Genomic DNA, 24,474 nt, shown 5'->3' with positions numbered 1-24,474 from the left:
GGCGATGGGCCTTGGACCGCTGGCGTTCGGCTTCGTGTTCGACGCGACCGGTTCCTACACCGCAATCCTGGCGGTCGGCGTGCCGATCTGCGTGTTGGCGGCCGGCCTCGTGATGCTGCTCAGCCCCCATGAATCGCGCGGGCGCGGCGGGCGGGTCGGCAACGGTCGAGCGGGCCAAGGGCATGGCAGGCATCGTCCATGTCCTGATCCCGGCCAGCTTCGGCGACGCGCCGCCGGATCAGCCGATCGCGCGCGCCTGGGACTATGGCTGGCAGAACATCCATGACGGGCTGGACGGCATCGCCATCGACCTGCCCGCATTGAAGCTGGCCGGCAATGCGCGCGGCGTCATCCCGCTGAACATCAAGGTCAAGGACCCGATCTGGCCGGGCCGTGACATGATCGACGTTTCGGTGTCGGTCCGCCCGGGCGAGAAGCGCACGCTGTGGCTGGATCTGCGCGACCGCATCCTGCCGCACGACAGCCTCTATCTCGCCATCGCGTCCGCCGCGCCCGACTTTGACGCGACCGCGCTGGACGGCGCAGGCATTCGCCTAGTGTTCAAGCCGCGCGAGGCGGCCAAGGCCGAACATGTCGCCGACCGCTTCAACCAGGTCGCCGACAATTGGGGCTTTCTGGTCGAGGAGCATACCGCCTCGAAGCGGGCCGGCCTGTACCAGCGGCTGTTCGCCGATATCACCGACCTGCTGCGCGTCGATCCGGATCATGAACAGGGTCGCGCCTATTGGGCCGACATCAACTATCGCCCGGAAAATCTGCCGCCCGTCACCCCGCCACAGGCACCGGCAGGGGTTCCTGGGTGGGCGTTCAACCAGGTCGAGGACCTGAAGCTGGTCCGCCGCTTCATCGAATGGTGGATCGACGAGCGTCAGGTGTCTTATGGCGATTTCGGCGGCGGCATCTCGGACGACGTCGATCTGGTTCAGCAATGGCCGGGCCTCGCGCTGATGGGCGCCATTCCGGACAAGGTGAACGCGTCGCTGCGCGCGCTGTCCGACGCGGTCTACAAGAATGGGATGATCGAGAACGGCCTCGGCCGGATCGCGACCGACGAGCTCCACGCCTATGAGGAAGGGCTGAACACCAACGCTGCCCGCCTTTATCTCAACTGGGGCGAGCCAAAGGCGATCGAACGGCTGATGGACAATACGCGCGGGTTGCAGCGCGTGCTGCTGGTCAATCCCGCCGGCCACCGCCACTTCGCGTCGAGCTGGTATGGCGGCCGCAAAATCTATCGCGACGAGCCGTGGAGCTGGCAGAAGCCCTATGCCTTCACAGTGCTGCACGGCCCCAGCCTGCTTGGCCTGTATAACGGCAGCCCGCAGGCGCGCGCGCTGGTCACGGAGACCGTGGACGGCTGGCTCGCGCACGGCAAGCCCGACGCCAAGGGGGTGATGAGCTACCCCAACGAGATCAACTGGTATTCGGACAAGGAGCGGGTCGGCGACGGCGGCGGCGCGACCATCCCCCTGCAGTCGGTCTGGACCGCCTGGCGCTTTACCGGCGACACCAAATATCTGGCGCCGATCGCGGCTCGCGTTGCCCGATCGGGTCCGGCCACGCTCAATGACATTCCGGAGAATGTCTATGATACGCTGGCGCAGGGCGGCGCGTGGCGCGATGCGGTCGCGGCCGACAAGGGGAGCGATCCGTATACGCTGTTCGTCAAATGGCAGGCCACGGGCGACACCGCGCCACTCGCCAAGCTGCATGGCGATGCGATTCTCGACAAGCTGCAGCACGAGTGGATGTACACCAAGGGGCATTGGTGGTCGGATCGCGTCGAGCAGCCGAGCCAGCTGCTGCAGCGCGCGCGGTTGGGCGGCATCGCGCTTTCGCGCAACCTGCACATGCCTGGCCATGCGGTTAGCTGGCAGTTCGCTGAGGCCGGCGCTGCCGAGCAGGTCGCCATCCTCGTTCCCAATGCGACACCCACCAAGCTGCGGGTCATCGCCTATAATCTCAGCGCGGTGGCACAGGCGGCCACCATGTCGACGTGGAACATCGTCGCGGGCGAATGGCGCGTCGCCATGTCGACCAGCACGGACGAGGGCAAGACGCTGACCCCGCTCGCGCCGCCGACGACTGCGCTGCTTGAGCGGAGCAGCGCCCTGCCAGTTAGCTTTGCGCCGGGTACCACGACGGTGATCGACCTGGAACTCGTACGCGAGACCATGCCGGTCGAACAGCGTCCGGACCTGGGCATCGGCAGCGATGACGTGAAGCGCAGCGGGCGACGCGTCGATGTAACCGTGCATAGCCTGGGCGCGGTCGCGGCACCGGGCGGCGAGGCGCAGCTGCTGCGCGGCGATCAGGTGATCGCGCGTGCGGCGATCCCTGCGTTGCCGGCACCGACCGACCTGTTGCCCAAGACGGCGCAGGTGCGCCTGACCGTTCCGGCCGGCGCCTCGGCAAGCGGCCTGACCGTGCGCGTCTCGCTGCGAGACGACGCGCTCGAAGTCACTCGCGTGAACAACCGGGTGGACTTGCCCTGAGGCGCAATGCCGGCGTCCCCGCCCTGCTTCGAGCGGGGCGGGGACGCCGGAAAACAGGCCCAGGTTAAGCCGAGAGAAGCGCTATATTCGGTGTAGGATTTCGGCGCCTAGGGCTGGTGGAGCTGAGGGGAATCGAACCCCTGACCTCTGCAGTGCGATTGCAGCGCTCTCCCATCTGAGCTACAGCCCCGCTCCACGCCCGGCTTGCCGGAAGGCGCTTCCTCTAGCGCCGCCGCCGATGCCGCGCAACAGCCTTCGCGCGGTTTTTCCCGAACGTCGGATGCGCCGAAGCGTGCGCCGAACTGCGGAACATTCACTTGGATCAGCCTTTCTTTCCTCGTCCGGGCAGCGCGTCTGCGCGCCCATCAACCACGGCATGAGGAGAGCTCCTGTGGGTTACGATCGATATCCGCGAAACAATCGCGACGACCGATGGAACGGCCGCATCGATGGCGACGATTACACCGGCTATGACTATGGTGGCGACACCGGCCGATCGAGCGCGCGCGAATATGTCGCCGCCGGTCAATATGGCCGCGGACGCGACGATTATCGTGACCGCGAACAGGGCCGGCGCGACTATTATGGCGTTCAGAGCGGGCGCGATGAAGGCCGCTTCGGCGGCCGCGGCTGGGACCGCGATCAGGACCGCAGCTATGGCGGCTTCAGCAGCAGCCAGCGCAGCGACCGCGGCAACGACTATCGCGGTGGCGACTGGGGCGACCACCGTCGTACGCAGTCTCAGGGCAACCGCGGCGGCTACGATCGCCGGCCGGAGGGCTATAGCTATCAGGATCGCGATTTCTTCAGCCGCGCGGGCGACGAGGTCCGCTCGTGGTTCGGCGACGAGGAAGCCGAACGCCGCCGCGAATATGACGCGCGCTACGATGCCCGCGAAGGCGATGGCTGGGGCCGCTCGAGCAGCCGACGGGACGATCGCGACGATCATTACCATGGCTGGCGCAGCCGCCAGATTGCCGACTTCGACCGCGACTATGACGAATATCGCCGCGAGAATGCGACAAAATTCGAGAATGAGTTCGCGACCTGGCGGACCGAGCGTCAGGGCCAGCGCACGTCGCTGTCGCGCGTGGCCGAGCATATGGAAGTCGTCGGCTCGGACGGGCAGCATGTCGGCACGGTCGACAAGGTGCGCGGCGACCGCATCGTGCTGACCAAGAATGACGCCGATGCCGGCGGCCATCATCACTCGATCCCGTCGCGCTGGATCCAGTCGGTCGACGACAAGGTGACGATCCGCAAGACGGCGGATGAAGCCAAGTCGGCGTGGAAGGACGAGGAGCGTAGCGGCGCGCTGTTCGGCGAGCAGGACGACCAGCGCGGCGCGCGCTATCTCAACCGCAGCTTTTCTGGCACCTATTAAACGCTCCCAAGCGGGCCGCCCTAGCGCGGCCTGACCAAGGGTCCGGACGGCAACGTCCGGGCCCTTTGTCTTGTTACCGATCGAACGAAGCGGTTACGGGATTGCCCCGGTTGCGATCACCTCGATCGCGTCCTCGCGGCCGTTGAACTCGACGCTTTCGCCGGGTTCCGTGCCGATCAGCGCCGTGGCGAGCGGCGCGGTGAACACGATGCGGTCGGTCGCCGGATCCGCCTCGTCCGCCCCGACGATATCGATCTGCCGCTCACGCCCGTTCAGCCGGAACCGCACGCGCGATCCGAACGCGACCGTGTCTTCACCCGGCACGGGGGCCAGTTCCGCCGTGGTCTGGCGCGTGTGCCAGTAGCGCAGGTCGCGCCGTACCGCTTCGCGCCGCTCGTCGGTTTCGGCGGACGCCAGATCGGCTTCCAGCGCGGCGATGCGTTGACCGATCAGCGCCAGGCCGCGCGCGGTGACCAGGTTGGCACCGGGCGGTATGGGAAGCTCGAACCTTGGTTCCTTATGGTCCTCGTCGCTCTCTCTGCGGAATGCGACGCTCATCAGATCTCGCCGCTGAACGTATCGCATCGCGCCGGATCGCCCGACTCGATGCCGCGCTGCAGCCATTGGGTGCGTTGGGCCGAGGTGCCATGCGTGAAGCTCTCCGGTACGACGGTGCCCTGTGCCTGGCGCTGGAGCGTGTCGTCGCCGATCGCGTTGGCGGCGCGCATGCCTTCCTCGATGTCGCCGGGCTCCAGCCGGTCCCGGTTCTGCGCGGCCCACACGCCGGCATAGCAGTCCGCCTGAAGCTCGACGCGGACGGACAACGCATTGCCCTCGGCCTGGCTCATCCGGCTCTGCTCGCGCCGCACGCGCTCCATCGTTCCGGTGACGTTCTGGATGTGGTGACCGACCTCATGCGCAATGACGTAATTCTGCGCGAAATCGCCCGCGGCGCCGAAACGCTGCGCCAGTTCGCGGAAGAAGCTGGTGTCCAGATAGACGCCGCGGTCGCCGGGGCAATAGAAAGGGCCGGCGGCCGATGTTGCCGAGCCGCAGCCCGACTGGACGCCGCCCTGATAGAAATTGAGCGTAGGCGCGGGATATTGCTGTCCTTGCTGGCGGAAGATCGCGCCCCAGGTCTGTTCGGTGCTGGTCATCACGCGGCACGCCTGAAGCTCTTCGGGCGTGTCGCACGGCTTGTTCTGGCTGGTCTGTGCTCCGCGATCCGTGGGCGCGCCGCCGCCGGTGAGCAGTCCACCACCGCCGCCGAATGCCATGAACGCCGCCACGGCAATGCCGATCAGCGCGATCGTGCCACAGCCCATGCGGCTGCCGAGCAGCATCGGCAGCAGCCCGAGCAGGATGTTGCCGCCACCTCCGCCCAGGCCGCCGCCGCCGCCCGATCCGAGATCGCGGACATTGTTGCTGGGATCGAGATCGTCGAGCCGCATGGCGGAACCCCTTCATTCGTTTGACGTAACAATGCCTGAGGCGGCCGGACGTTGCACGCGCAATCGAGCCATTGCCCTTGAGCACGGCAGCGGCCAAATGAATGGCGATGGCCGATGCCGACCTTCCAGCACGCCGCCAACCGGCGCTTCCGCTGCCCGACTGCGTGGCGCTGGTGCTGCAAGGGGGCGGGGCGCTCGGCAGCTATCAGGCCGGGGTGATCGAGGGGCTGGCCGCAGCCGGCATTTCGCCCGACTGGGTCGCCGGCATTTCGATCGGCGCGGTCAATGCCGCGATCGTCGCGGGCAATCCGCCCGAGCGGCGGGTGGAACGGCTGACTGCCTTTTGGCGGCGCGCGACCAGTGCGTTGCCAAGCTTTCCGATCTTTCCCCAGGACTGGATCCGCGAGGCGGTGCACGAGGCCTCTGCCGCCATGGTGCTGGCGCAGGGGGTGCCGGGCTTCTTCAGCCCCCGCTTCGTGCCGCCGGGCCTTGCCCCGCCGGGCAGCGAGGGGGCGCTCAGTTTCTATGACAGTTCGTCGCTTGCCGACACGCTGGACGAACTGATCGACTGGGACCTGCTGAACGATGGCCCGGTGCGGCTTTCGGTCGGTGCGGTCGAGGTCGAGAGCGGCAATTTCCGCTATTTCGACACCAGCGCTGAGCGTATCGACGCGCGGCATATCATGGCGTCGGGGGCCTTGCCGCCGGGCCTGCCGCCGATCGAGATCGACGGCAAATCTTATTGGGACGGCGGCATCGTCTCGAATACCCCGCTCACCCATGTTCTCGATCATCAGGGCGACGCGATGCTGGTGTTCCAGGTCGATCTATTCTCGGCCGCCGCCGCGATGCCGCGCACGATCACCGACGTGCTGGCGCGCGAGAAGGAAATCCGCTTTTCCAGCCGCACGCGCCAGGTGTCGGCCGAGCGGATGCGCCTGCGACGCGACCGGGAGGCGATGCGCAAGGTGCTGGCCAAGCTGCCGCCTAAACTGCGCGACGATCCCGATGTCGCGGCACTGCGCCGCATCGCGGACGAGCAGCCGGTCAGCCTGGTGCATCTCATCTACCGCGCGAACGCCTGGGAGGGCGGCAGCCGCGATTTCGAATTCTCCGCACGCTCGATGCAAGAACATTGGCATGCCGGACGCGTTGACACGGCGCGCACGATGGAGAACGCACAACTGGTCGCCGCCGACATCATCGATGGCCGCACATCCGCTTTCGACCTCGCACGCTAGGGAGTCCGCATGTTCCTCAAGGGCAAGTCCGCCATCGTCACCGGCTCCACCTCCGGCATCGGCCTCGCCATCGCCAAGGCGCTGGCCGCGCAAGGCGCGAGCGTGATGATCAACGGCTTTGGCGAGGCGGAGGCAATCGAGGCAGAGCGCGCTGCGTTGGAAGCGTCGAGCGGCGCCAGGGCGCTGTACGATGCCGCCGACATGAGCAAACCCGACGCGATCTATGCGATGGTCGAACGCTGTCATGCCGAGGTCGGCGGTCCCGACATCATCGTCAACAATGCCGGCATCCAGCATGTCGCCAGGATCGAGGATTTCCCGGTCGAGAAGTGGGATGCGATCATCGCCATCAACCTCTCGTCGGCCTGGCACATGATGCGCGCCGGCGTGCCGCATATGAAGGCCGCGAAATGGGGCCGGATCATCAACACCGCCTCGGCCCATAGCTTGGTCGCGAGCCCGAACAAATCGGCCTATGTCGCGGCCAAGCACGGCATTGCCGGGCTGACCAAGACGATCGCGCTCGAGACCGCGGTGGATGGCGTGACGGTCAACTGCATCTCGCCCGGCTATGTCTGGACTCCGCTGGTCGAGAACCAGATTCCCGACACCATGGCCTCACGCGGACTGACGCGCGAGCAGGTCGTCAACGACGTCCTGCTCGCGGCGCAGCCGACCAAGCAGTTCGTTCAGCCCGATCAGGTCGCCGCACTCGCGCTGTTCCTGTGCCGCGACGAAGCGGCACAGATCACCGGCGCCAATTATTCGATGGATGGCGGATGGACCGCGGCATGAAGCGCTTCGCCCTTGCGCTGTCGTTCGCGCTGTCACTTGCTGCCTGTGCGAAGGGCGGCGCGCTCGATTACACCAGCCCGCCCGAGACGCGCTGGCGCATGCTGACCACCGAGCACGAACGCGATCGCCTGCGCAACTGGCGCAAGGCATGGGTTGAAGCGCTGCCCCGCGCACGTGCGGTCGATGCCGCCGCGATCGGTGCGGGCGGCGTGCTGTTCGAGCCGGATCAGGCGATGACCAACGCCATGCCGCCCGCCGGCGACTATCGCTGCCGCACGTTCAAGCTGGGCGCCAAGCGGCCCGGGCTGCGCGAGTTCAACGCCTTGCCGTGGCAGCGGTGCCGCATCGGCCGCGCGGGCGACATTCCGGCGTTGGTCCAGCTGGACGGCAAGCAGCGCCCGATGGGCCGGCTCTATGCCGATACCGAGGCACGCGTCGTGTTCCTCGGCACGCTGGAGCTGGGCGACGAGAAGGTGCCGCTCGAATACGGTCTCGACACGCAGCGCAACATGGCCGGTTATGTCGAGCGGATCGGCGTCAGCCGCTGGCGGCTGGTCCTGCCCTGGCCCAGCTTCGAATCGCAGCTGGACGTGGTCGAGATCGTGCCCGCCTGACGGTTGCCGAGCGGGGCGGGGCGGCATAGGCTGGTGGCATGAGACTGTCCCTGATCGCCGCCGCGAGTGTCCTGGCCATGACCGCAACCGCCCCTGCCGCTGCCCAGAGCGATCCGGTTCGTAGCGCCACCGCGAAGGAGCTGCCGTCGCTGATGGCGCTCTATCGCGACCTTCATGCCAATCCCGAACTCAGCCTGGGCGAGGTAAAGACCGCCGCGAAGCTGGCGGCAGAGGCGAAGAAGGCCGGCTATACCGTGACCGAAAAGGTCGGCGGTAACGGCGTCGTCGCGGTGATGAAGAATGGCGACGGCCCCGTCATCCTGATCCGTGCCGACATGGACGGCCTGCCGGTGACCGAGGAGACCGGGCTGCCGTTCGCGTCCACCGTGCGCGGCAAGACCCCCGAGGACGTCGAGACCGGCATCATGCACGCCTGCGCGCACGACACGCATATGGCGGCCTGGGTGGGCACGTTGCGCAACCTCGCCGCGATGAAGGACAAGTGGAAGGGCACCGTGGTCATGGTCGCCCAACCGGCCGAGGAGAACAGTGCCGGGGCGCTCGCGATGCTCAAGGACGGGCTCTACACCCGCTTTCCCAAGCCGAACTATGCCATCGCCTTCCACAACAGCGCGGCGCTGCCCGCTGGCGTGATCGGCATCCGCCCCGGCCCGACCTTCGCCAGTGTGGATTCGGTCGACATCACGGTGAAAGGCATGGGCGGCCACGGTGCCTATCCCGCCACGACGAAGGATCCGATCGTGCTGGGAGCGCGGATCGTCTCGGCGCTCCAGACGCTGGTCGCGCGGGAAATCGATCCGCTCGACAGCGCGGTCGTGACGGTCGGCAGCTTCCAGGGCGGCACGCGACACAATATCATTCCCGAACAGGCGCTGCTGCTGCTGACCGTGCGCGCCTATACGCCGGAGGTGCGCCAGGCGCTGCTCGACGGAATCGAGCGCATCGCCAAGGGGGAGGCGGTCGCCGCCGGCGCGCCCGAGCCGATCGTCAAGGTGCGCGATCCGTTCACGCCGCCGACGGTCAGCACCGATGCGTATGCCGCGCAGCTGAGAACCCTGTTCACCGCGCGGTTCGGCCAGGATCGCGTCCGCGACGTGCCCCCGACCATGGCGGGTGAGGATTTCGGCCGCTACGTCATCGCCGATCCGACGATCCAGAGCGTGATCTATTGGGTCGGCGGCGTGCCGCAGGACAAATGGGATGCGGCGCAGGCGAACGGCGGCAAGGGGCTGCCCTCCCTTCACAGCTCGAAATGGGCGCCTGACGCCGAGAAGGTCATTGCGACCGCCAGCGAGGCGATGACCGCGGCGGCGCTGGACGTGCTGAAACGCTAGCAGCAAAAAGGGCGGGCGATCGGTCCGGATCGCCCGCCCCGGATGTTGCAGTAGGAAAGCTTAGGCGTCCTGCTGACGCGCCTTCTCCTCGGCCATCTGCTTCTCCTTCTCCGCATCATAGCCCGATGAAGCGGGTGCCTGATGCGAATGGATCGGCTGAGTGGTCGCGGGCGGGTCGGAAGCATCCATGGATTCGTCGAGCGCGCGATCGAGGCGCGCCTGCTTGCTTTCCGGATTCTTCTCGAGCCGTTCCTCGATCGACGTGTCGGTGCCGGCGTCGCCACGGCCGGTAGTAGGGTCTCGCGGTTCGGTCATCGGTATAAACTCCCGGTGTGTCGAACTGGAAACGCGCGCCGTGAACCCATGTTCCTTGCGGCAGCGCAACAAAATGCCGCCCAGCAAAAAGGCCCGGCGGTTTCCCGCCGGGCCTTCGCAGTCTCGGATTTTAAGAGCGATTAGTCGCGATTGCCGATGATGCTGAGGATGAACTGGAACATGTTGATGAAGTCCAGATACAGCGTCAGCGCGCTCATGATCACGGCCTTGCCGACCATGTCGGTGCCCGCGACATACTGATACATGCTCTTGATGCGCTGCGTATCATAGGCGGTGAGGCCCGCAAAGATCAGCACACCCGCGATGCTGATGATCAGCGCCAGCGTACCCGACTGGGTGAAGATGTTGATGATCGACGCCACGATGATGCCGATCAGGCCCACGATCAGGAAGCTGCCGAGGCCCGACAGATCCTTCTTCGTCGTATAGCCATAGAGGCTAAGGCCCGCGAAGCCGGCGGCAGCGGCGAAGAACGCCTGCGCGACCGATTCACCGCTGTAGCGAAGCAGCAGCGTCGAGAGCGAAAGGCCCATCAACACCGTGAACGACCAGAACAGGACCTGCAGCGTGCCGGTCGAGAACTTGTTCTGGCCGAAGCTCATCGCGAACACGATGGCCAGCGGCGACAGGATGATCGCCCATACCAGCGGGCCGCCATTGGCGAAGACCGACGCGGCCATCGAGGTTTCACCGCCCCAGCTGAACAGCAGGGCGACGATGCCGCTGAGCAGCACGCCCGAGGCCATGTAGTTGTAAACCGAAAGCATATAGGACCGCAGCCCCGCATCGTACGCGGCACCGGCGCGCGCACCTGCGGCCGTCGCGTACGGCGCGGCGGTCGTTTGGGGGTCAGACCAATTAGCCATCACGAACTCCTTTGCCCGGCGAAATTCCGCCGGATGTTACGCAATATCATGGGTCGGGCGTCCGATTTCAAGCAAAACCGGCATCGCGCCCTTCGACATAAACGGTTAAACCGGCCGTCATGCACCGGCTGTTCGTCGCGCTCCGCCCCCCGTCCGGCATTCGCACGGCGTTGCTCGACTTGATGGAGGGGGTCCCCGGCGCGCGCTGGCAGGACGACGATCAGCTGCACGTGACGCTGCGCTATATCGGCGAGGTCGACGCTCGCACGGCCGACGATGTCGCGGCGGCGCTCGGCGGGGTCCACGCCGCGCCGCTTGAACTGCGCCTGTCAGGCTGCGGCATCTTCGACACGCGCGGCAGAGCGAACGCCCTGTGGGCGGGCGTTGCGCCGCGCGAACCGCTGGCGGCGCTGCACCGCAAGCTCGACCAAGCGCTGGTGCGCGTGGGGCTCGAACCCGAGCGCCGCGCCTATCTGCCGCATATCACACTCGCGCGGCTGGGCGGCGGTTCACCGCCGCTCGACCGCTTCGTTGCCGATCATGCGGGCCTTGCCAGCCCGCCGTTCCGGGTCGAGCACATGGTCCTGTACGAAAGCCATTTGGGGCAGGGCGGATCGATCTATGAACCGGTCGAGTGCTATCCGCTCAACGGCTGAGGATGCGCCGGTACAGCTCGATATAGCGGTCGGCCATGCGCTGAACGCTGAACCGCTCGACCACGCTCTGTCTGACGGCCGCGCGGTCGAGTTCGCCGACGCGCTCGATCGCTGCCACTGCCTCGTCGACGCTGTTCACCAGAAAGCCGTTAACGCCATCTTCGATCAGCTCGGGCATCGATCCGCGATTGATCGCGATTACCGGCGTGCCGCACGCCATCGCTTCGATCACCGACAGGCCGAACGGTTCGTCGAAATTGATGAGATGAAGCATCGCGCGCGCCTTGCCCAACGCCTGGATGCGCGCGTCGCCGCCGACCGGGCCGTGATAGCGGATCCGCTCGCCATCGACGCCGGGCAGCACCTCACGCTCATGGAAGCCCGCATCCTGGATCACGCCGTACAGGTCGAGCCTTCGACCGCTGGCCCGCGCAGCGGCGATCGCCTCGACGGGACCCTTGTCGGGATGGATGCGGCCGAAGAACAGCAGGTCGTCGGTGCCTCGCGCATCGAACACGAAGTCGTCCATCGGGATGCCGTGATGGATCGTCGCGGCATAGCGCAGCGCCGGATGCCGATCCGCGTCGCTGATCGCGACGTAATGCACGCGGTCCTGATAGGGTACGTACATCGGCAGGATGCGGTCCGATCCGAAGCCGTGGATCGTCGTCACCATCGGCGTGTCGGTCAGGTTGGCGAAAGCGTGTGCGGGAAAATCCGCCTGGTTGTGGATGATGTCGAACTCGCCCGCCCGCTCGAACACATGGGCGAGATGGGCATATTCCCAGACCTTTGCGTCGATCGCCGGGTCTTCGTTGTAAGAAGCCGGCACGACCCCGGCGAGCGTACCGGCAGTCAGGCTGTCCTGCGTCGCAAACAGCGTCACGTCGATGCCGCGCGCGACCAGCGCCTCGGTCAGCAGGCTCGTGACCAGTTCCCAAGGCCCATAATGCCGTGGCGGGGTACGCCACGCGATGGGAGCGAGCATTGCAATCTTCATCGCGCGATTTTCATGCAAGGATGAGGCCTTCGTCGGGCTGGAGCGAGCCGGGGCGGGCAGGGGAGTGGAGCGTCGAGAGGAGGACGTCGCCGTCCCAGTCGATCGCACGCGGCTGGTCGGTCAGGTTGAGCAGGATGCGCAGCGTGCGGCCCTCCGCCGTGCGCGAATAGGCCAGCACCCCGTCCGGCGCATCGAGCAGGTGGAACCCACCCACGGACAGCGCCGGCTCGGCCCGCCGCAGCGCCAGAAGGCGGCGATACAGCGTGAGCATCGAGGCCGGTTCCCCGTCCTGCGCCGCGACGTTGCGGTCACGCCAGTCCGGATTGAGCGGTAGCCACGGCTCGACGCTGCTGAAGCCGGCGAATGGCGTGTCGTCCCATGGCATGGGGGTGCGCGACCGGTCGCGGCCGATATCCAGGTGCGGCTGGCGCAGATGCTGCGGGTCACGAACGCGATCGGGCGGGATCGGCACCTCGCCGATACCGAGTTCATCCCCCTGATAAAGCGTGGGCGTGCCGCGCAGCGTCAGCAGCAGCATCGCCGCGACCCGCGCCTGGCACTCACCGACCCGGGCGGCGATGCGCGGCGCGTCATGGCTGCCGATCACCCAGTTGGGCCAGCCGAAATCGGGAAGCGAAGCCTCATATTCGCCGATCACCTGCTTCAGCGTTCCGGCATCCCAGCCATTCTCGATCAGCTGGAAGTTGAACGGCAGGTGGACCTGCGGCCGTTCCGGGATGCCGTACCAGCGCGCGTGGGCGTCGTTGGGTAGGAAAATCTCTCCGATCAGCACGCGCCCATTGTCCGGATCGGTGCCATATCCTTCCGCCAGCTTGCGGAACTCGGCGGAGATTGCATGCGCCTCGGGCTGGTCAGTCGAATGAATCTGCAAAACCTTGTCGCGCTCGGTGCGCTGTGGCGTCCAGTCGCGATTGAGCGGATTGTCGCCGAAATGCTCGGCCTTCACGATGTGCCACAGCACGTCGATGCGAAACCCGTCGACGCCGCGGTCCATCCAAAAGCGCAGCACGTCGAACATCGCCGCGCGCAGCTGCGGGTTGCGCCAGTTGAGGTCGGGCTGCTCCTTCAGGAACGCGTGCAGATAATATTGGCCGGTCGCCGCATCCCATTCCCAGGCCGACCCGCCGAAATCGCTGATCCAGTTGTTCGGCGGTGAGCCGTCCGGCTTGGGGTCGCGCCAGATATACCAGTCGCGCTTGGGGTTGTCGCGCGAGGAGCGGCTCTCGACAAACCAGTCATGCTGATCCGAACTATGATTGGGGACGAAATCCAGGATCAGCTTCAGGCCGCGATCATGCACTGCGGCGAGTAGCCGGTCGAAGGCGGCAAGGTTGCCGAACATCGGCTCGACCCCGCAATAATCCGCGACGTCATAGCCGAAATCCTTCATCGGCGAGGGGAAGATCGGCGACAGCCAGATCGCGTCCACGCCCAGCGAGGCGACATGATCCAGCCGCGCCTCGATCCCGGCAAGGTCGCCCACACCATCCCCGTCGCTGTCCTGAAACGATCGCGGATAGATTTGATAAACGACGCCCCGTTCCCACCAGGGCCGCGTAGCCGGCATTCGTTTCGCCCCCGTATGCGTCAGTCCCGCAATAGCGACGCAGGCCGGATTAGGTTCCGCGTGGGCGGCGGAACACCGGCTCCACAGGCACAAGGCACGCCTCGACCCGCGCGATCAGGTCGGCCGGTTCGAACGGCTTGACCAGATAGTCGAGCGCACCGGCCGCCATCGCTTCGTCGATGCTCTTCTGGCTGCGGTTGGCGCTCAGCATCAGGATCGGGGTGCGGTACAGGCCAGCGACCTGTTTCAGTGACTTGAGGATCTCGATCCCGTCCATGCCGGGCAAGTCGCGATCGAGGATCACCAGATCAGGCTGCTTGAGATAGATGGTGTCGTGGCCCAGCTCGCCATGCGCGACAATGCCGACGATATGGCCCGCCTCGCCCAATATGGTCTGCACCAGCTCGGCGACAATGGGATCGTCCTCGACATAGATGATCCGGGCCATCAATGCTTCTCCAGCAGTTGCTCGACGCGAAAGACCAGCTGATCGGGGTCGAACGGCTTGCGCAGATAGTCGTTGGCGCCGGCGAACCGGGCCAGTTCTTCGTCCGCTTCGCTGCGGCGTCCGGTCAGCATCAGGATCGGCAAGTCGGCAAAGTCCATCAGCTTGCGCAGTTCGCGGACCACGTTCACGCCCGATATCTCCGGCATGTTGCAATCGAGGATGACAAGGTCGGGTCGCCGCGCCTTGATCACCGCAAGCGCGTCGGCGCCGTTGGGAACCACACCCGCGCCATGCCCCGCGTCGATCAGCGCGTCGCGCGCAATCTGTCCGACAAGGGGATCGTCCTCAGCAATGATGATGCGTGCCATTTCCCTTCTCAACCGCATGCCCGCGTGCCGGTTCCGGGTCGGGACGCGCAATCGTGGCTAACAGGATTTTAGCCATGTTGCGCCGACCGGAGGCCTACCTGCTGGTAATGTTTGGGCGGATAGGACCGCCCGGCGGGGACGAAAGGAGTGTCATGGCATCCGTGCCTGAAGTCGTCGAACGCGGGTGGTCAATTCCTCCCATCCCGGCCAGCGAGGCGCACCGCCTGGCAGCCATCGAGCGCTACAAGCTCGGCGGGATCGGCCGCGAGGCGGCATTCGATCGTGTGACCCGGCTCGCTGCCGACCTGTTCGACATGCCGATCTCGCTCGTGTCGATCGTCGGATCGGATGCGCAGTGTTTTCGTGGCGCGTGCGGCATGGACTCCACCGGCACCGCGCGGGATGTGGCCTTTTGCGCCTTCGCCATCCTGGGCGACGAAGTGATGGTGGTGCCGGATACCCATCGCGACGACCGGTTCGTGCGGCATCCGCTGGTGATCGACTTCCCGCATGCTCGCTTCTACGCCGGCGCCCCGCTGCGCATCGACGGGCTGGCGCTCGGCACGCTGTGCCTGCTCGACAGCAAGCCGCGCACCTTCGACGCCGCCGATCGTCGGCGCCTGGCCGCGCTGGCCGACACGGTGACCGACATGATCGAATTGCGCGTCGACCGGTTCGCCGCCGAAGCGCAAGGCCAGCGCGTGATCGCCGAACGTGAGTTGCTGACCCTGACAGTCGAGAATGTCAGCGAAGGCGTCGCGCTATTCGACGGCGACCTGCGTCTGACCGTATGGAACGAGGCTTTCATGCGGCTCTTCGACTATCGGCCGGAGCAGATCCGGGAAGGCGTGCACGCCGCCGACCTGATGACATTGACGGCCCAGCGTGGCGAATTGGGTCCGGGTGATCCCGCGCGGATCGCGGCGGGCTTCGTCGCGTCGGTCCGCGCCAGCGATGCCCGCGACATCGAGGTGCAGCGCGCGGACCGCATCCTCGACGTTCGCCGCCGGACGATTTCGGGAGGCCGTTTCATCCTGACCGCACGCGATGTGACGCATGAGCGGCAGGCGGCGCGGTTGAAGGATGAACTCGTCTCGACCGTCAGCCATGAACTGCGCACGCCGCTTACCGCCATCTCCGGCGCGCTCGGCCTGATGGCATCGGGCGCGGCGGGCGAATTGCCGGAGCGCGCGGTCCGGCTGGTCAGCGTCGGCTATCGCAACGTCCAGCGGCTCGGCAACCTCGTCAACGACTTGCTCGACATGGACAAGCTCCAATCCGGCAAGGTGGAATTCCGGCTCGAGCCGGGCGACCTGCGCGCGCTTCTCGCCGATGCGGTCGAAGAGAACCAGCCCTTTGCCGAGCGGTTCAAGATTGGCCTGACCCTGACGGTGCCCGATCATCCGGTCGTCGTACGCTTCGACCATGCCCGGCTGCATCAGGTCGTCGCGAACCTCTTATCCAACGCCGCCAAGTTCTCGCCCGAGGGGCATCGGGTGGACGTGACGCTCGCAGTCGAGGGCGGCAGCGCGCGGATCAGCGTGGCCGATCGCGGGCCCGGCGTGTCGCCCGATTTCCGCGCGCGGCTGTTCGATCGTTTCGCGCAGGATAGCGGCGCGCAGCAGCCGAAACATGCCGGCACGGGCCTCGGCCTCGCGATCAGCCAGGCGATCGTTCACGCGCATGGCGGCGAGATTGCGATCGATCCCGCGCCCCCGCCCGGTGCGACCTTCCACGTGACCTTGCCGCTTGTCGAACCGGAGGCGCAGGCATGACCACGCGCATCCTCTATGTCGACGACGAAGCCGATCTGCGCGAGGTCGCGGCCATGGCGCTGGAACTCGATCCAGACTTCGAGCCGCGCGACTGCGCTTCGGGCGAGGCGGCGCTGGGCATGGCGCGCGACTGGCGGCCCGCTCTCATCCTGCTCGACATGATGATGCCCGGAATGGACGGACCGACCACGCTCCGCGCGCTGCGCGATCAGCCGGAAACGGCGGACATTCCCGTCATCTTCGTGACGGCACGCACCCAGGCGCGCGATATCGATGCGCTGATGGCGCTCGGCGCGCGCGGTGTCATCGCCAAGCCGTTCGATCCGATGGCGCTGGCACAGCAGGTGCGGGCGTTGCTCGATGGCTGACTTCGACGCGCGGATGGCCGCCTTGCGCGAACGGTTCGTGGCGCAGACCGCGCGTGAGGCACGGGCGATGGCCGAGCACGTTCAGGCGCAGCGATGGGATGCCGTGCGCGACCTGTGCCACGGCCTGGCTGGACGCGCCGGGATGTTCGGCTTTGCGGCGTTGGGCGAAGTCGCGCGTGAAGTGGAGGAAGCGGTGGACGCCGGCCGCTCGCCGGTGCGGCTGCGCGCGCTGATCGACCGGCTCCTCGCCGAAGTCCCGCGGATCGAAGCGCCCTAGCCGGCACGGCGGACGCCAGGGTACGCCAACAAAAAAGGCGGCCCCGCAGGACCGCCTTCTTCTGTTCGGCTGATGCCGGAAACTTAGCGCGAGTAGAACTCGACGACCAGGTTCGGCTCCATCTTCACCGGATAGGGCACTTCGTCCAGCGTCGGAACGCGCGTGAAGGTGACCTTCGAAGCGCCGTCCGGGGCGACATAATCAGGGATGTCGCGCTCGGCCAGGCTCTGCGCTTCCATCACCAGCGCCATCTCCTGCGCCTTGCCGCCCAGCTCGACGGTCTCGCCCGGCTTGATGCGGCGCGAACCGATGTTGCACTTTTCGCCGTTCACCTTGACGTGGCCATGGTTGACCAGCTGACGCGCGGCGAAGATCGTCGGCGCGAACTTGGCGCGATAGACGATCATGTCCAGGCGCTGTTCCAGCAGGCCGATCAGGTTCTGGCTGGTATCGCCCTTCATCCGCGCAGCCTCGTCATAGGTCTTGCGGAACTGCTTTTCGGTGACGTCGCCGTAATAGCCCTTGAGCTTCTGCTTGGCGCGCAGCTGGATGCCGAAGTCCGACATCTTGCCCTTGCGGCGCTGGCCGTGCTGGCCCGGACCGTATTCGCGCTTGTTGACCGGCGACTTAGGACGACCCCAGATGTTTTCGCCCATCCGGCGGTCGAGCTTGAACTTGGCGCTTGAGCGCTTCGACATATTCAATTCCTTACAACTGCTGTGACGTTGACCCGGCGTTGCCACCTGATCGCGCTTCCGGTTTCGCCTGTGCCGAAACACAGGGCCGCTGCTTCACCGGAGTGCAGGGCCGATTGCGAAGGCGCGCGGTTAGCCGCGCCCGCCCGCAAAGTCAATCGAAGGCGTCAGACCAGCACGCCCGATGTTCGATCAGGGTTCGACACTGCGCTTGACGCGATCAGCATCGGAGTCGACGCGACGGCGTTCGGCCGCCCATTCGCTCGCCGTGCGGCATACGCGCTTGCCTTGCGACATGCGCGATCCAGTGGGCGCGCCCTCCACGCGGCAGATCTTGCGCTCGGCCTCGGCCCCGGGCGCAGGTTGCTGCGGTGGAGCGGCCACGGTTTCAAACGATGCCAGCGCCAGCGCCGCACTCAACAGAATCATGCTCATCTCACCCACTGAAGTTTCTGCCGTTACTACAACCACTTGGCAGCGGCGGCAACGTGCTTGCACAGGCAGGGATCAGAAGGGAAACCAGCGGCTCTTTTCGCTGAACTTGAGATAGCCGACATTGACGCCTGCGCGCCAGCCGACGCCAAGCCGCACCGGGATCAGCACCACATCACCGCGACGCAGATAGGTGGCCGAGAAGCCGCCGACGAAATAAACGCGACCTTCCCCCGCGGGAAAGCGCTTGTAGAGTTCCTGACTGTCGTAAAGATTATAGACCAGCACGAACACCTTGTTCGCGTCGCCCCCGACGTCAAATCCGACCGATGGGCCCGTCCAGAACACCTTGCGCTCGCCCTCGACGGCATGAACCATCTGACCCGAGCCATAGCGCAGCCCGACCCCCAGGGCGCCCGACCCCTCGCTGCCAGCGATATAGGCATTGGGTTCGCCCTGGTCCTTCAGAATGTCTTCCAGCAACGAGGCAAGTCCGGTCGCGCCCTTGCCGAACACGCCTTCGGCCGCGCTTACCACGCGTACCCGGTCGAAGGTGGCTGGGGCCTCGGGCTTGGTCAGCGCGCCGCTCTGGACGGCGGGGGCGGCAGGCGTGGCCGGCGCGGAGGGCGGCGCGGCGGGATAGGTCGAATCCTGCGACCCGGTGTCGACCGGCTCCTCGCCGGCGAGCGGCGTCTGTGGCGCGGGTGGCTGCGGTTGGGTCTGCGGCTGGTTGAGGTCCCGGTCGATCGCGCTGTCGGGATCGAAGCTACGGATGGTCTGCGCCGCGGCCGGCATTGTTGCCGCCAGTATTCCAAGCAAAATCAACGCGCGCCGCATGTTTAGTCCCTCCCGCCAGTGTCGCATAAGACCGCCCCTGCCGGTACGGCAATGAACCGGCGATGACCCGAGTCGATTTTGCGCCGACCCGAGTCCGGCCGGCCAATGCAAAATCCCGCCAATCGGGCGTTGATCCCGTGATGCACCCTCGTTATAGCCCGCGCTTCGCCAGCCAGGCGCCGGAGACGTGGGTGAGTGGCTGAAACCAACGCTTTGCTAAAGCGTCGTACGGGAAACTGTACCGAGGGTTCGAATCCCTCCGTCTCCGCCAGATCCTGGGCTTCGGTGGGTTGTCATGGACTACGCTGGACGATGAAAAGCTGAGAAATCAGCCGTTTATCCCTACATATCAATCCATCAGAGTCCACGACGTCCCACGACAGTCCAGCGCCAAAAGTATGACCGAGAGTATGACTTGCTCTCCGGCATTGCCCTGCCTACTACGGCGGAGGGGGCAGCCGATGCGCGTACGAAACAAGCTGAACGTAAAGCAGATAGCCACACTTACAAAGGTCGGGGTGCATTCCGATGGCGGCGGCCTCTACCTTCGAGTTCGTACGACCGGATCGCGGTCGTGGCTGTTCGTATATACTTTGCACGGCAAGCGCCGTGAGATGGGGCTCGGCTCTGACCTTGATGTATCCTTGGCGAAAGCACGCGAGAAGGCAGCTGAAGCGCGCGCTATGGTGCTGGAGGGACAGGATCCTCAAGCCGAACGATTGCGTGCCAAGGTAGCCGCGCAGCCCGTGCTCACTTTCGGCAAGTTCGCAATCGACTGGCTAGACGCCATCGAGAGCGGGTTCGCCAACGCTAAGCATCGCCAGCAGTGGCGCAATACGCTGACGACCTATGCCGCCCCACTCTTTCCCCTGCCGATCACGGATGTGACCACCGCCGCCGTGCTGGAGGTGCTCAAGCCTATTTGGCTGACTAAGGCAGAGACTGCCTCTCGGGTCCGTGGCCGGATTGAGCGAGTGCTCGATGCTGCGAAGGTGAAGGGCCTGCGCACCGGCGAGAACCCTGCACGCGGAAAGGGGCACCTCGACCTTCTTCTGCCGAAGCGGCCCAAGACGGAGGTCAAGCACCATGCGGCGCTGCCATTCCGAGAGATGGCCGACTTCATGGTCGAACTTAGGAAGCGGCCGGCCATGGCAGCTCGCGCGCTCGAATTTACGATCCTGACCGCAGCTCGGTCAGGGGAAACCCGTGGCATGACCTGGGACGAGGTCGATCTGGAGGCGCGCCTGTGGACCGTTCCGGGAACGCGTATGAAGGCCGGTCAGACCCACCAGGTCCCGCTCAGCGATGGCGCCGTTGCGATCCTTGAAGCCGTGAAACCGGCAAAGGTGAAACCCGAGACCCTTGTCTTCCCGGCGCAGCGCGGCGGCGCGATGTCGGATATGGCGCTGTCGCAGCTACTTAAGCGAATGAATCGCGGCGATATCACCGTGCATGGATTTCGATCGACGTTCCGGGATTGGGCGGGCGAGCTGACACAGTTTGGCCGCGAGGAGATTGAGATGGCCCTCGCGCATACGATAGAATCAGCCGTGGAGCGTGCGTACAGAAGAGGCCGCGCCGTTGATAAGCGGCGCGAGCTCATGTCTGATTGGGGACGGTACTGTGTCGAACGTGTTGAAAGTGGAAGAGCGCCCCAAGCTGGGGAACGCGAAGCTGATTAGGTTCTCACTTCAGGCATCGTAGCCAGCACAATAGCGCAGTTCAATCGATCGTCCCGGATATGGTACCGTACGCACCGGCAACTCAGGCGCGTTCATGAAAGGAAAACGGTGATTTGCGACGCGGCACCACAGTGTCCAGTCATAACAATATGAGTAACCGTGCCACCTCTCGCATCCAACCCCCTGATAGGGAATCGGAACATTGTAGCCACGACCATCTGGCAGCGTTGCCCTAAAGTGAAAATTTGAGTTCTTAAGCACCAGCACACCCGCTCTTCGGCTTCCCGAATTGGTTACCCTCGCTCCGGTCTCTAATTCGCCTGTTCCAATCCAAATGCCGAGACCCAAGTCAGCTTTAGTTATATCATAAAAGCTAAATTTTGGGGCATACGGCGACTCATTCAATTGTATGGCAAAGTTGGTCCCGCAGTGCGCACGGAAAACCCAGAATGAAACCTGAGAATGTTCGGCCATATAGATCCCGTCCTCAGCGAGATTGCCCATTTTATTAATGCGATAGTGGGTCACGGTTATCACCATTTGCTTCTCGTTAGTGAGGGAAGGATAGTACATCGCTTGATGTACATTTTAAAGAATCCACCGAAGTCCACGACAGTCCATGTCGGTACTCTCTTGGGAACACTTGGTTGACCATCCAGCGCCGAAGAGGCCGACGGCGGTCGAATCGATTCACAGCCTAGTCAAGCCACCAGCCACCTCGGGGAATAACACAAAGCAAAAGAAACGCTTGCGGTCCCCGCACCGACGAATCGTGCGGTGCAACTGTCGTCGGCCCCGCTCGCGGAGAAACGAAGGGTCTCGATCGAGCGCATGCTGCAGCGCTGTCCAATCTGGAAAAAACTCGCGTTGAACCACCTCAGTCAGAAGCAGTTCGATACGCCCGCCCCTGCCGCAGTGAATGAAAGCGCCGTGGCGCTCGAGGTCTTCGTCGCTGAGATCAGGCAGAGGGCCCTCTCGCAGGTCGAGAGTTTCCGGTCGTTGTGCGATCGTCGACAGCCGTGCGGTAACCGGCGTGTGATCCGGCAGCTGCGCCTGGTAATTACGATAGCCAGCCACGCACGCCGCCATGCAATCCCAGGCTGACGGAAGGATTTTATGGGCTTTCGCGAATTCACCGACGGCATAGAGCAGCCCGAAAGCGTGTGACACCCGGGTCGTGCCACGCTCAGATTGCGAAACGCCGACAATCGTCTCGAATACTCTGATGTGCTCCAGCATTTTGGCACGGAGCCCAGCCGCATCGGCAGCTCGCGCGTTCACCAACGCCTTGAGCATTCGAGAAAGGGGGCGACCGTAGGACATCCCGATGGCATCGTTGATGTAAGCTGCCAGGGCACCGGATGTCGTAAAACCCTTAGGCAGCCGATCGAACACGCCGAGCGGATTGTCGGGCGGGACATGCAAAGGGATCAGCCGCTGCAAGGCGGCGTCCGCTATATTGCGATCCGCCTTGCGCAAACCATCGTAGAATGGCTGGTTGGAAGTCGTGCCGAACACGAAGCGCGATTGCGGCTGGCCTGGTTGGAACGCGGTCAAGCGGGTGGTGCCATTCGCCATGCGGAACGCAAAATCTGTCATGAACTCGCCGCCGCGCGATGCGAGGTTAGCCTCGTCGACTGGGAAGCCGACGTCATTGTGAGAGGCAAACAGCGTCTCCAGCCCGGCCAACGTGCTGTTGAAATTTGGCAGATCGGCTGGATCGCCCGACACCGCCTTCATCAGCCGCAGACACGTCGATTTACCGGATTCCGGTTTTCCCCAGAATTCAAACCCGAAGTTTTGGCTTTCGCCGACAATGGCAAGGCATGGCCCCGCCAGCCCGGCAAGCACCGCAATTATCGGCAGGTTCTGCCCAGTAAGCAGGCGCGCCACCTTGCGCTTCCATGACCGGAAAGTGCCCTTGGCGGCTGCCTTCGAGCTGGTGCGGAACGTGGCGCGCGCATTTGTCTCTCCCTTCGGAGAGTACACTTTGCCGAACTGGCTGGTGAAGTACCTATCGGTCCAACCTGGTCGGTCAGTTAAGCGATCCGGAACAAAGTCGCCAACCTCACCAACTGCTGCCACCAATTCGTTCCATGGCCGGGCGCCTACGATGGAAAGGCCCCAGCCGTGCAGCTGCTTTCGCGCTTCGTGCGGTGCTGTTACGAATACGCCCTGTTCCAGATACGCTGATTTTTTGTGGAATTCGAACTTGAAGTAATTGGTCTTGTTGAGCGATTGGACGCCCGAGACAATGACCGGCTGGCCGTTCGGAAGCGTCAGTTCGATCACGTGCGGTTGATTGGGTGCGGCCATGAGGCTCCCTCCTAACTTGGTGGTGAAATCGGTGATTCTGGGGAGTGGGCGGGATCAGCAGATCGGCTGAAAAACACCGATTGCACCGGCGTCTCGGCCAAGTGCCCGGGCAGCCGTCATATGGCTGGAGCAAGCCAATGAGGGGACATGCAGTGTTGCCACCACCCTCCCGTCAAAACCTGCCCCAGACGTCTCCACACACCCCAACTTGGACCTATTTCTGCAAATCCGGCCTATTTCTCGTTTAACACTAGCGCATACCGCGCTGGGTGCGGACGAAGCCTGACTTGGTACGACGCAGGCCAATCAGCAGTTCGAGGTCCGTGACCTTCCACCGATCAAGCCATAGCAGGACCTGGGAATGATGGGGTTCGGGAATTCGTTGTCCTGACCGGACACGTCGCCGAGTTCCATCGGCACCGATGAACACAGGCCGGGATGGCCAAAATGCCTTCACGATATAGCTGATCGGCGCGGGCATGTTGTAGAGCGGTTTCAGGCGCATGCGGATAGGCCGGTAGATTGCAGCACGGCTGCCATCCTTCTCGCACTTGCTGGTCTTGTATCGCCAGAACTCCCGCAACGCCCGCAGGACCGGGATCATCTCCCGGCTACAGAGCCCGTGCAGATGTAGACGGAACACGCCATGTTCGCCGTCGTACTCACCATGCAAAAAGACATAGAGCCATCCACCTGCGGCTCGGGCGCCTGCCTTGTAAAGGTCAGTCCGAAACGCCTCCATCATTTTGCGTATATCGGCGCCGTCCAGCTCGTCAGTTCGGTAGGTCCAGTGCCGCGGCACGATGGCGAACGTGATCGGTGCCATCGCAGCGGTATACAGTCGATGCAGTGCAAGCAATGCAGCCACGATCCATGCCTGCTCCACGAACATGCGGAGCGACGATGCCGGATTGTCCGGGAAGTCCCCCTTATCGCCACTACGATACAACTTCCGAGCCAAGCGCCGTGCATGAGCAGCATCGACATTGACCGGGTATGCCTCAGCAACATTGATCAAACCCGCCGCCCGCTTCAGATCCTGCTTACAGCTGTCGGCTTCCGTCCAGACTCTCAGTGATCCGTGAAGACCGGTGTCCTTCTTGAGTTTCGGCGTAACGGCGCGTTTCCTCGGCGGGTGCCCCTTCGGGCCCCGTGACGGCTTTCCATTCTTCTTCATGGTTACAGCCCTGCTACCTTGCGGATGCTCGCCATCGTCACACGCGTGCAGCGGCCCACCTTGCGGCGCTCGAGTTCGCCAGATGCCAGCATCATCCAGACTTTGGACGTTCCGCAACGGAGCAGTCCGGCAGTTTCGTTCACTGTCGCCACGAGCGGTTCCAAATTTTGGGTGACGTGACCCCCGTTTCTTCATCCAGTTGGAACTAGAGACCGGCCCCTACAAGGGACGGACAGATGAAGCGGAAGCAGTTTTCGGAAGAGCAGATTATTGGCATCCTGAAGGAGGCTGAGGCGG

At 64.6% G+C, this 24,474-nt stretch carries 25 protein-coding genes, 2 tRNA genes and 1 pseudogene; 13 read left to right on the top strand and 15 right to left on the bottom strand.

Annotated features, from left to right (window positions below; genetic code table 11):
* Together BFL28_RS21805 and BFL28_RS13855 are read left to right on the top strand one after the other, a co-directional pair.
* A pseudogene (locus BFL28_RS21805) lies at positions 1 to 286 on the top strand (hypothetical protein); the annotation flags it as partial.
* Entirely contained in the window at positions 183 to 2,516 is a 2,334-nt protein-coding gene (locus tag BFL28_RS13855) for a hypothetical protein (RefSeq protein WP_079247161.1), read from the top strand. The pseudogene BFL28_RS21805 and the gene BFL28_RS13855, both read left to right, overlap by 104 nt.
* Positions 2,517 to 2,630: 114 nt before the next feature.
* Here BFL28_RS13855 and BFL28_RS13850 read toward each other — a convergent pair.
* A tRNA-Ala gene (locus tag BFL28_RS13850) sits at positions 2,631 to 2,706 on the bottom strand.
* Between the two features lie 201 nt (positions 2,707 to 2,907).
* Between BFL28_RS13850 and BFL28_RS13845 the strand changes: the two genes are divergently transcribed.
* A complete protein-coding gene (locus BFL28_RS13845; RefSeq protein WP_241527335.1) occupies positions 2,908 to 3,900 on the top strand; it encodes a DUF2171 domain-containing protein in 993 nt (330 codons plus the stop codon).
* Positions 3,901 to 3,993: 93 nt separating this feature from the next.
* Here the strand turns inward: BFL28_RS13845 and BFL28_RS13840 are convergent, their stop codons facing one another.
* Together BFL28_RS13840 and ypfJ are read right to left on the bottom strand one after the other, a co-directional pair.
* A complete protein-coding gene (locus tag BFL28_RS13840) occupies positions 3,994 to 4,458 on the bottom strand; it encodes a GreA/GreB family elongation factor (protein WP_069321143.1) in 465 nt (154 codons plus the stop codon).
* Positions 4,458 to 5,351 carry a KPN_02809 family neutral zinc metallopeptidase gene (ypfJ, locus tag BFL28_RS13835; protein WP_069321142.1) on the bottom strand — a complete coding sequence of 298 codons (894 nt, stop codon included), beginning with the start codon at positions 5,349 to 5,351 and terminating at the stop codon, positions 4,458 to 4,460. The genes BFL28_RS13840 and ypfJ overlap by 1 nt, the downstream gene beginning before the upstream one ends.
* 101 nt (positions 5,352 to 5,452) lie before the next feature.
* On the opposite strand from ypfJ, the gene BFL28_RS13830 reads away from it, so the two are divergent.
* The 4 genes from BFL28_RS13830 to BFL28_RS13815 are packed head-to-tail and all read left to right on the top strand — an operon-like array spanning position 5,453 to position 9,356.
* Entirely contained in the window at positions 5,453 to 6,592 is a 1,140-nt protein-coding gene (locus BFL28_RS13830) for a patatin-like phospholipase family protein (RefSeq protein WP_069321141.1), read from the top strand.
* 9 nt (positions 6,593 to 6,601) lie between these two features.
* Entirely contained in the window at positions 6,602 to 7,387 is a 786-nt protein-coding gene (locus tag BFL28_RS13825; RefSeq protein ID WP_069321140.1) for a 3-hydroxybutyrate dehydrogenase, read from the top strand.
* Positions 7,384 to 8,001 (top strand): DUF4893 domain-containing protein, encoded by a 618-nt coding sequence (locus BFL28_RS13820; protein ID WP_069321145.1) that lies wholly within the window; start codon positions 7,384 to 7,386, stop codon positions 7,999 to 8,001. Before BFL28_RS13825 ends, BFL28_RS13820 begins: the two co-directional genes overlap by 4 nt.
* 38 nt (positions 8,002 to 8,039) lie before the next feature.
* Entirely contained in the window at positions 8,040 to 9,356 is a 1,317-nt protein-coding gene (locus tag BFL28_RS13815; protein WP_069321139.1) for an amidohydrolase, read from the top strand.
* A 60-nt stretch (positions 9,357 to 9,416) separates the two neighbouring features.
* On the opposite strand, the gene BFL28_RS13810 is transcribed toward BFL28_RS13815, so the two are convergent.
* Together BFL28_RS13810 and BFL28_RS13805 are read right to left on the bottom strand one after the other, a co-directional pair.
* On the bottom strand, positions 9,417 to 9,671 hold the full coding sequence (locus BFL28_RS13810) for a hypothetical protein (RefSeq protein WP_069321138.1): 255 nt from the start codon (positions 9,669 to 9,671) through the stop codon (positions 9,417 to 9,419).
* Between the two features lie 140 nt (positions 9,672 to 9,811).
* Complete coding sequence (locus tag BFL28_RS13805) at positions 9,812 to 10,558, bottom strand: Bax inhibitor-1/YccA family protein (protein ID WP_069321137.1); 747 nt, start codon at positions 10,556 to 10,558, stop codon at positions 9,812 to 9,814.
* A 119-nt stretch (positions 10,559 to 10,677) separates the two neighbouring features.
* Here BFL28_RS13805 and thpR point away from each other — a divergent pair, with 119 nt between their 5' ends.
* Complete coding sequence (gene thpR / locus BFL28_RS13800; protein ID WP_069321136.1) at positions 10,678 to 11,214, top strand: RNA 2',3'-cyclic phosphodiesterase; 537 nt, start codon at positions 10,678 to 10,680, stop codon at positions 11,212 to 11,214.
* On the opposite strand, the gene BFL28_RS13795 is transcribed toward thpR, so the two are convergent.
* Genes BFL28_RS13795 through BFL28_RS13780 form a run of 4 tightly spaced genes read right to left on the bottom strand, consistent with a single transcriptional unit; the run spans position 11,204 to position 14,618 of the window.
* Positions 11,204 to 12,214, bottom strand: a complete 1,011-nt coding sequence (locus tag BFL28_RS13795) for a glycosyltransferase family 4 protein (RefSeq protein WP_069321135.1) — start codon at positions 12,212 to 12,214, stop codon at positions 11,204 to 11,206. The two genes, thpR and BFL28_RS13795, sit on opposite strands and share 11 nt — an antisense overlap.
* Before the next feature lie 10 nt (positions 12,215 to 12,224).
* Complete coding sequence (locus BFL28_RS13790; protein WP_069321134.1) at positions 12,225 to 13,802, bottom strand: alpha-amylase family glycosyl hydrolase; 1,578 nt, start codon at positions 13,800 to 13,802, stop codon at positions 12,225 to 12,227.
* Between the two features lie 49 nt (positions 13,803 to 13,851).
* Positions 13,852 to 14,250: a response regulator transcription factor gene (locus BFL28_RS13785; RefSeq protein ID WP_069321133.1), complete on the bottom strand. Its 399-nt coding sequence runs from the start codon at positions 14,248 to 14,250 to the stop codon at positions 13,852 to 13,854.
* Positions 14,250 to 14,618, bottom strand: coding sequence for a response regulator (locus tag BFL28_RS13780; RefSeq protein ID WP_069321132.1), 369 nt, complete (start codon positions 14,616 to 14,618; stop codon positions 14,250 to 14,252). Before BFL28_RS13780 ends, BFL28_RS13785 begins: the two co-directional genes overlap by 1 nt.
* 152 nt (positions 14,619 to 14,770) lie before the next feature.
* Here BFL28_RS13780 and BFL28_RS13775 point away from each other — a divergent pair, with 152 nt between their 5' ends.
* The 3 genes from BFL28_RS13775 to BFL28_RS13765 are packed head-to-tail and all read left to right on the top strand — an operon-like array spanning position 14,771 to position 17,038.
* Positions 14,771 to 16,393: a GAF domain-containing sensor histidine kinase gene (locus tag BFL28_RS13775; protein WP_173655759.1), complete on the top strand. Its 1,623-nt coding sequence runs from the start codon at positions 14,771 to 14,773 to the stop codon at positions 16,391 to 16,393.
* A complete protein-coding gene (locus BFL28_RS13770; protein ID WP_069321130.1) occupies positions 16,390 to 16,761 on the top strand; it encodes a response regulator in 372 nt (123 codons plus the stop codon). Before BFL28_RS13775 ends, BFL28_RS13770 begins: the two co-directional genes overlap by 4 nt.
* On the top strand, positions 16,754 to 17,038 hold the full coding sequence (locus BFL28_RS13765) for an Hpt domain-containing protein (protein ID WP_069321129.1): 285 nt from the start codon (positions 16,754 to 16,756) through the stop codon (positions 17,036 to 17,038). Before BFL28_RS13770 ends, BFL28_RS13765 begins: the two co-directional genes overlap by 8 nt.
* 83 nt (positions 17,039 to 17,121) lie before the next feature.
* Here the strand turns inward: BFL28_RS13765 and rpsD are convergent, their stop codons facing one another.
* The 3 genes from rpsD to BFL28_RS13750 all read right to left on the bottom strand — a co-directional run bounded on the left by rpsD (position 17,122) and on the right by BFL28_RS13750 (position 18,960).
* The gene (rpsD, locus tag BFL28_RS13760; protein ID WP_069321128.1) at positions 17,122 to 17,736 is read right to left on the bottom strand and encodes a 30S ribosomal protein S4; all 615 of its coding nucleotides are present in this window, start codon (positions 17,734 to 17,736) and stop codon (positions 17,122 to 17,124) included.
* A gap of 189 nt (positions 17,737 to 17,925) precedes the next feature.
* On the bottom strand, positions 17,926 to 18,177 hold the full coding sequence (locus BFL28_RS13755) for a hypothetical protein (RefSeq protein WP_131818656.1): 252 nt from the start codon (positions 18,175 to 18,177) through the stop codon (positions 17,926 to 17,928).
* A 63-nt stretch (positions 18,178 to 18,240) separates the two neighbouring features.
* Positions 18,241 to 18,960 carry a DUF1134 domain-containing protein gene (locus BFL28_RS13750; protein ID WP_241527334.1) on the bottom strand — a complete coding sequence of 240 codons (720 nt, stop codon included), beginning with the start codon at positions 18,958 to 18,960 and terminating at the stop codon, positions 18,241 to 18,243.
* Between the two features lie 223 nt (positions 18,961 to 19,183).
* Here BFL28_RS13750 and BFL28_RS13745 point away from each other — a divergent pair.
* Together BFL28_RS13745 and BFL28_RS13740 are read left to right on the top strand one after the other, a co-directional pair.
* A tRNA-Ser gene (locus BFL28_RS13745) sits at positions 19,184 to 19,273 on the top strand.
* 190 nt (positions 19,274 to 19,463) lie between these two features.
* Positions 19,464 to 20,684 carry a tyrosine-type recombinase/integrase gene (locus BFL28_RS13740; protein WP_069321125.1) on the top strand — a complete coding sequence of 407 codons (1,221 nt, stop codon included), beginning with the start codon at positions 19,464 to 19,466 and terminating at the stop codon, positions 20,682 to 20,684.
* A 9-nt stretch (positions 20,685 to 20,693) separates the two neighbouring features.
* Here the strand turns inward: BFL28_RS13740 and BFL28_RS20765 are convergent, their stop codons facing one another.
* From BFL28_RS20765 to BFL28_RS13730, 3 genes are all read right to left on the bottom strand, one after another.
* Positions 20,694 to 21,212 carry a hypothetical protein gene (locus BFL28_RS20765; RefSeq protein ID WP_173655758.1) on the bottom strand — a complete coding sequence of 173 codons (519 nt, stop codon included), beginning with the start codon at positions 21,210 to 21,212 and terminating at the stop codon, positions 20,694 to 20,696.
* Between the two features lie 162 nt (positions 21,213 to 21,374).
* A complete protein-coding gene (locus BFL28_RS13735) occupies positions 21,375 to 23,000 on the bottom strand; it encodes a DUF927 domain-containing protein (RefSeq protein ID WP_069321124.1) in 1,626 nt (541 codons plus the stop codon).
* A 250-nt stretch (positions 23,001 to 23,250) separates the two neighbouring features.
* A complete protein-coding gene (locus BFL28_RS13730) occupies positions 23,251 to 24,177 on the bottom strand; it encodes a hypothetical protein (protein ID WP_131818654.1) in 927 nt (308 codons plus the stop codon).
* Positions 24,178 to 24,474: the final 297 nt, after the last annotated feature.

Origin of the sequence: Sphingomonas turrisvirgatae (genome assembly GCF_001721295.1) — a bacterium.
Taxonomy (GTDB): Bacteria; Pseudomonadota; Alphaproteobacteria; order Sphingomonadales; family Sphingomonadaceae; genus Sphingomonas; species Sphingomonas turrisvirgatae.
The sequence above is the reverse complement of the archived record's forward strand: the minus strand, read 5'-3'. Positions and strand labels throughout refer to the sequence as shown.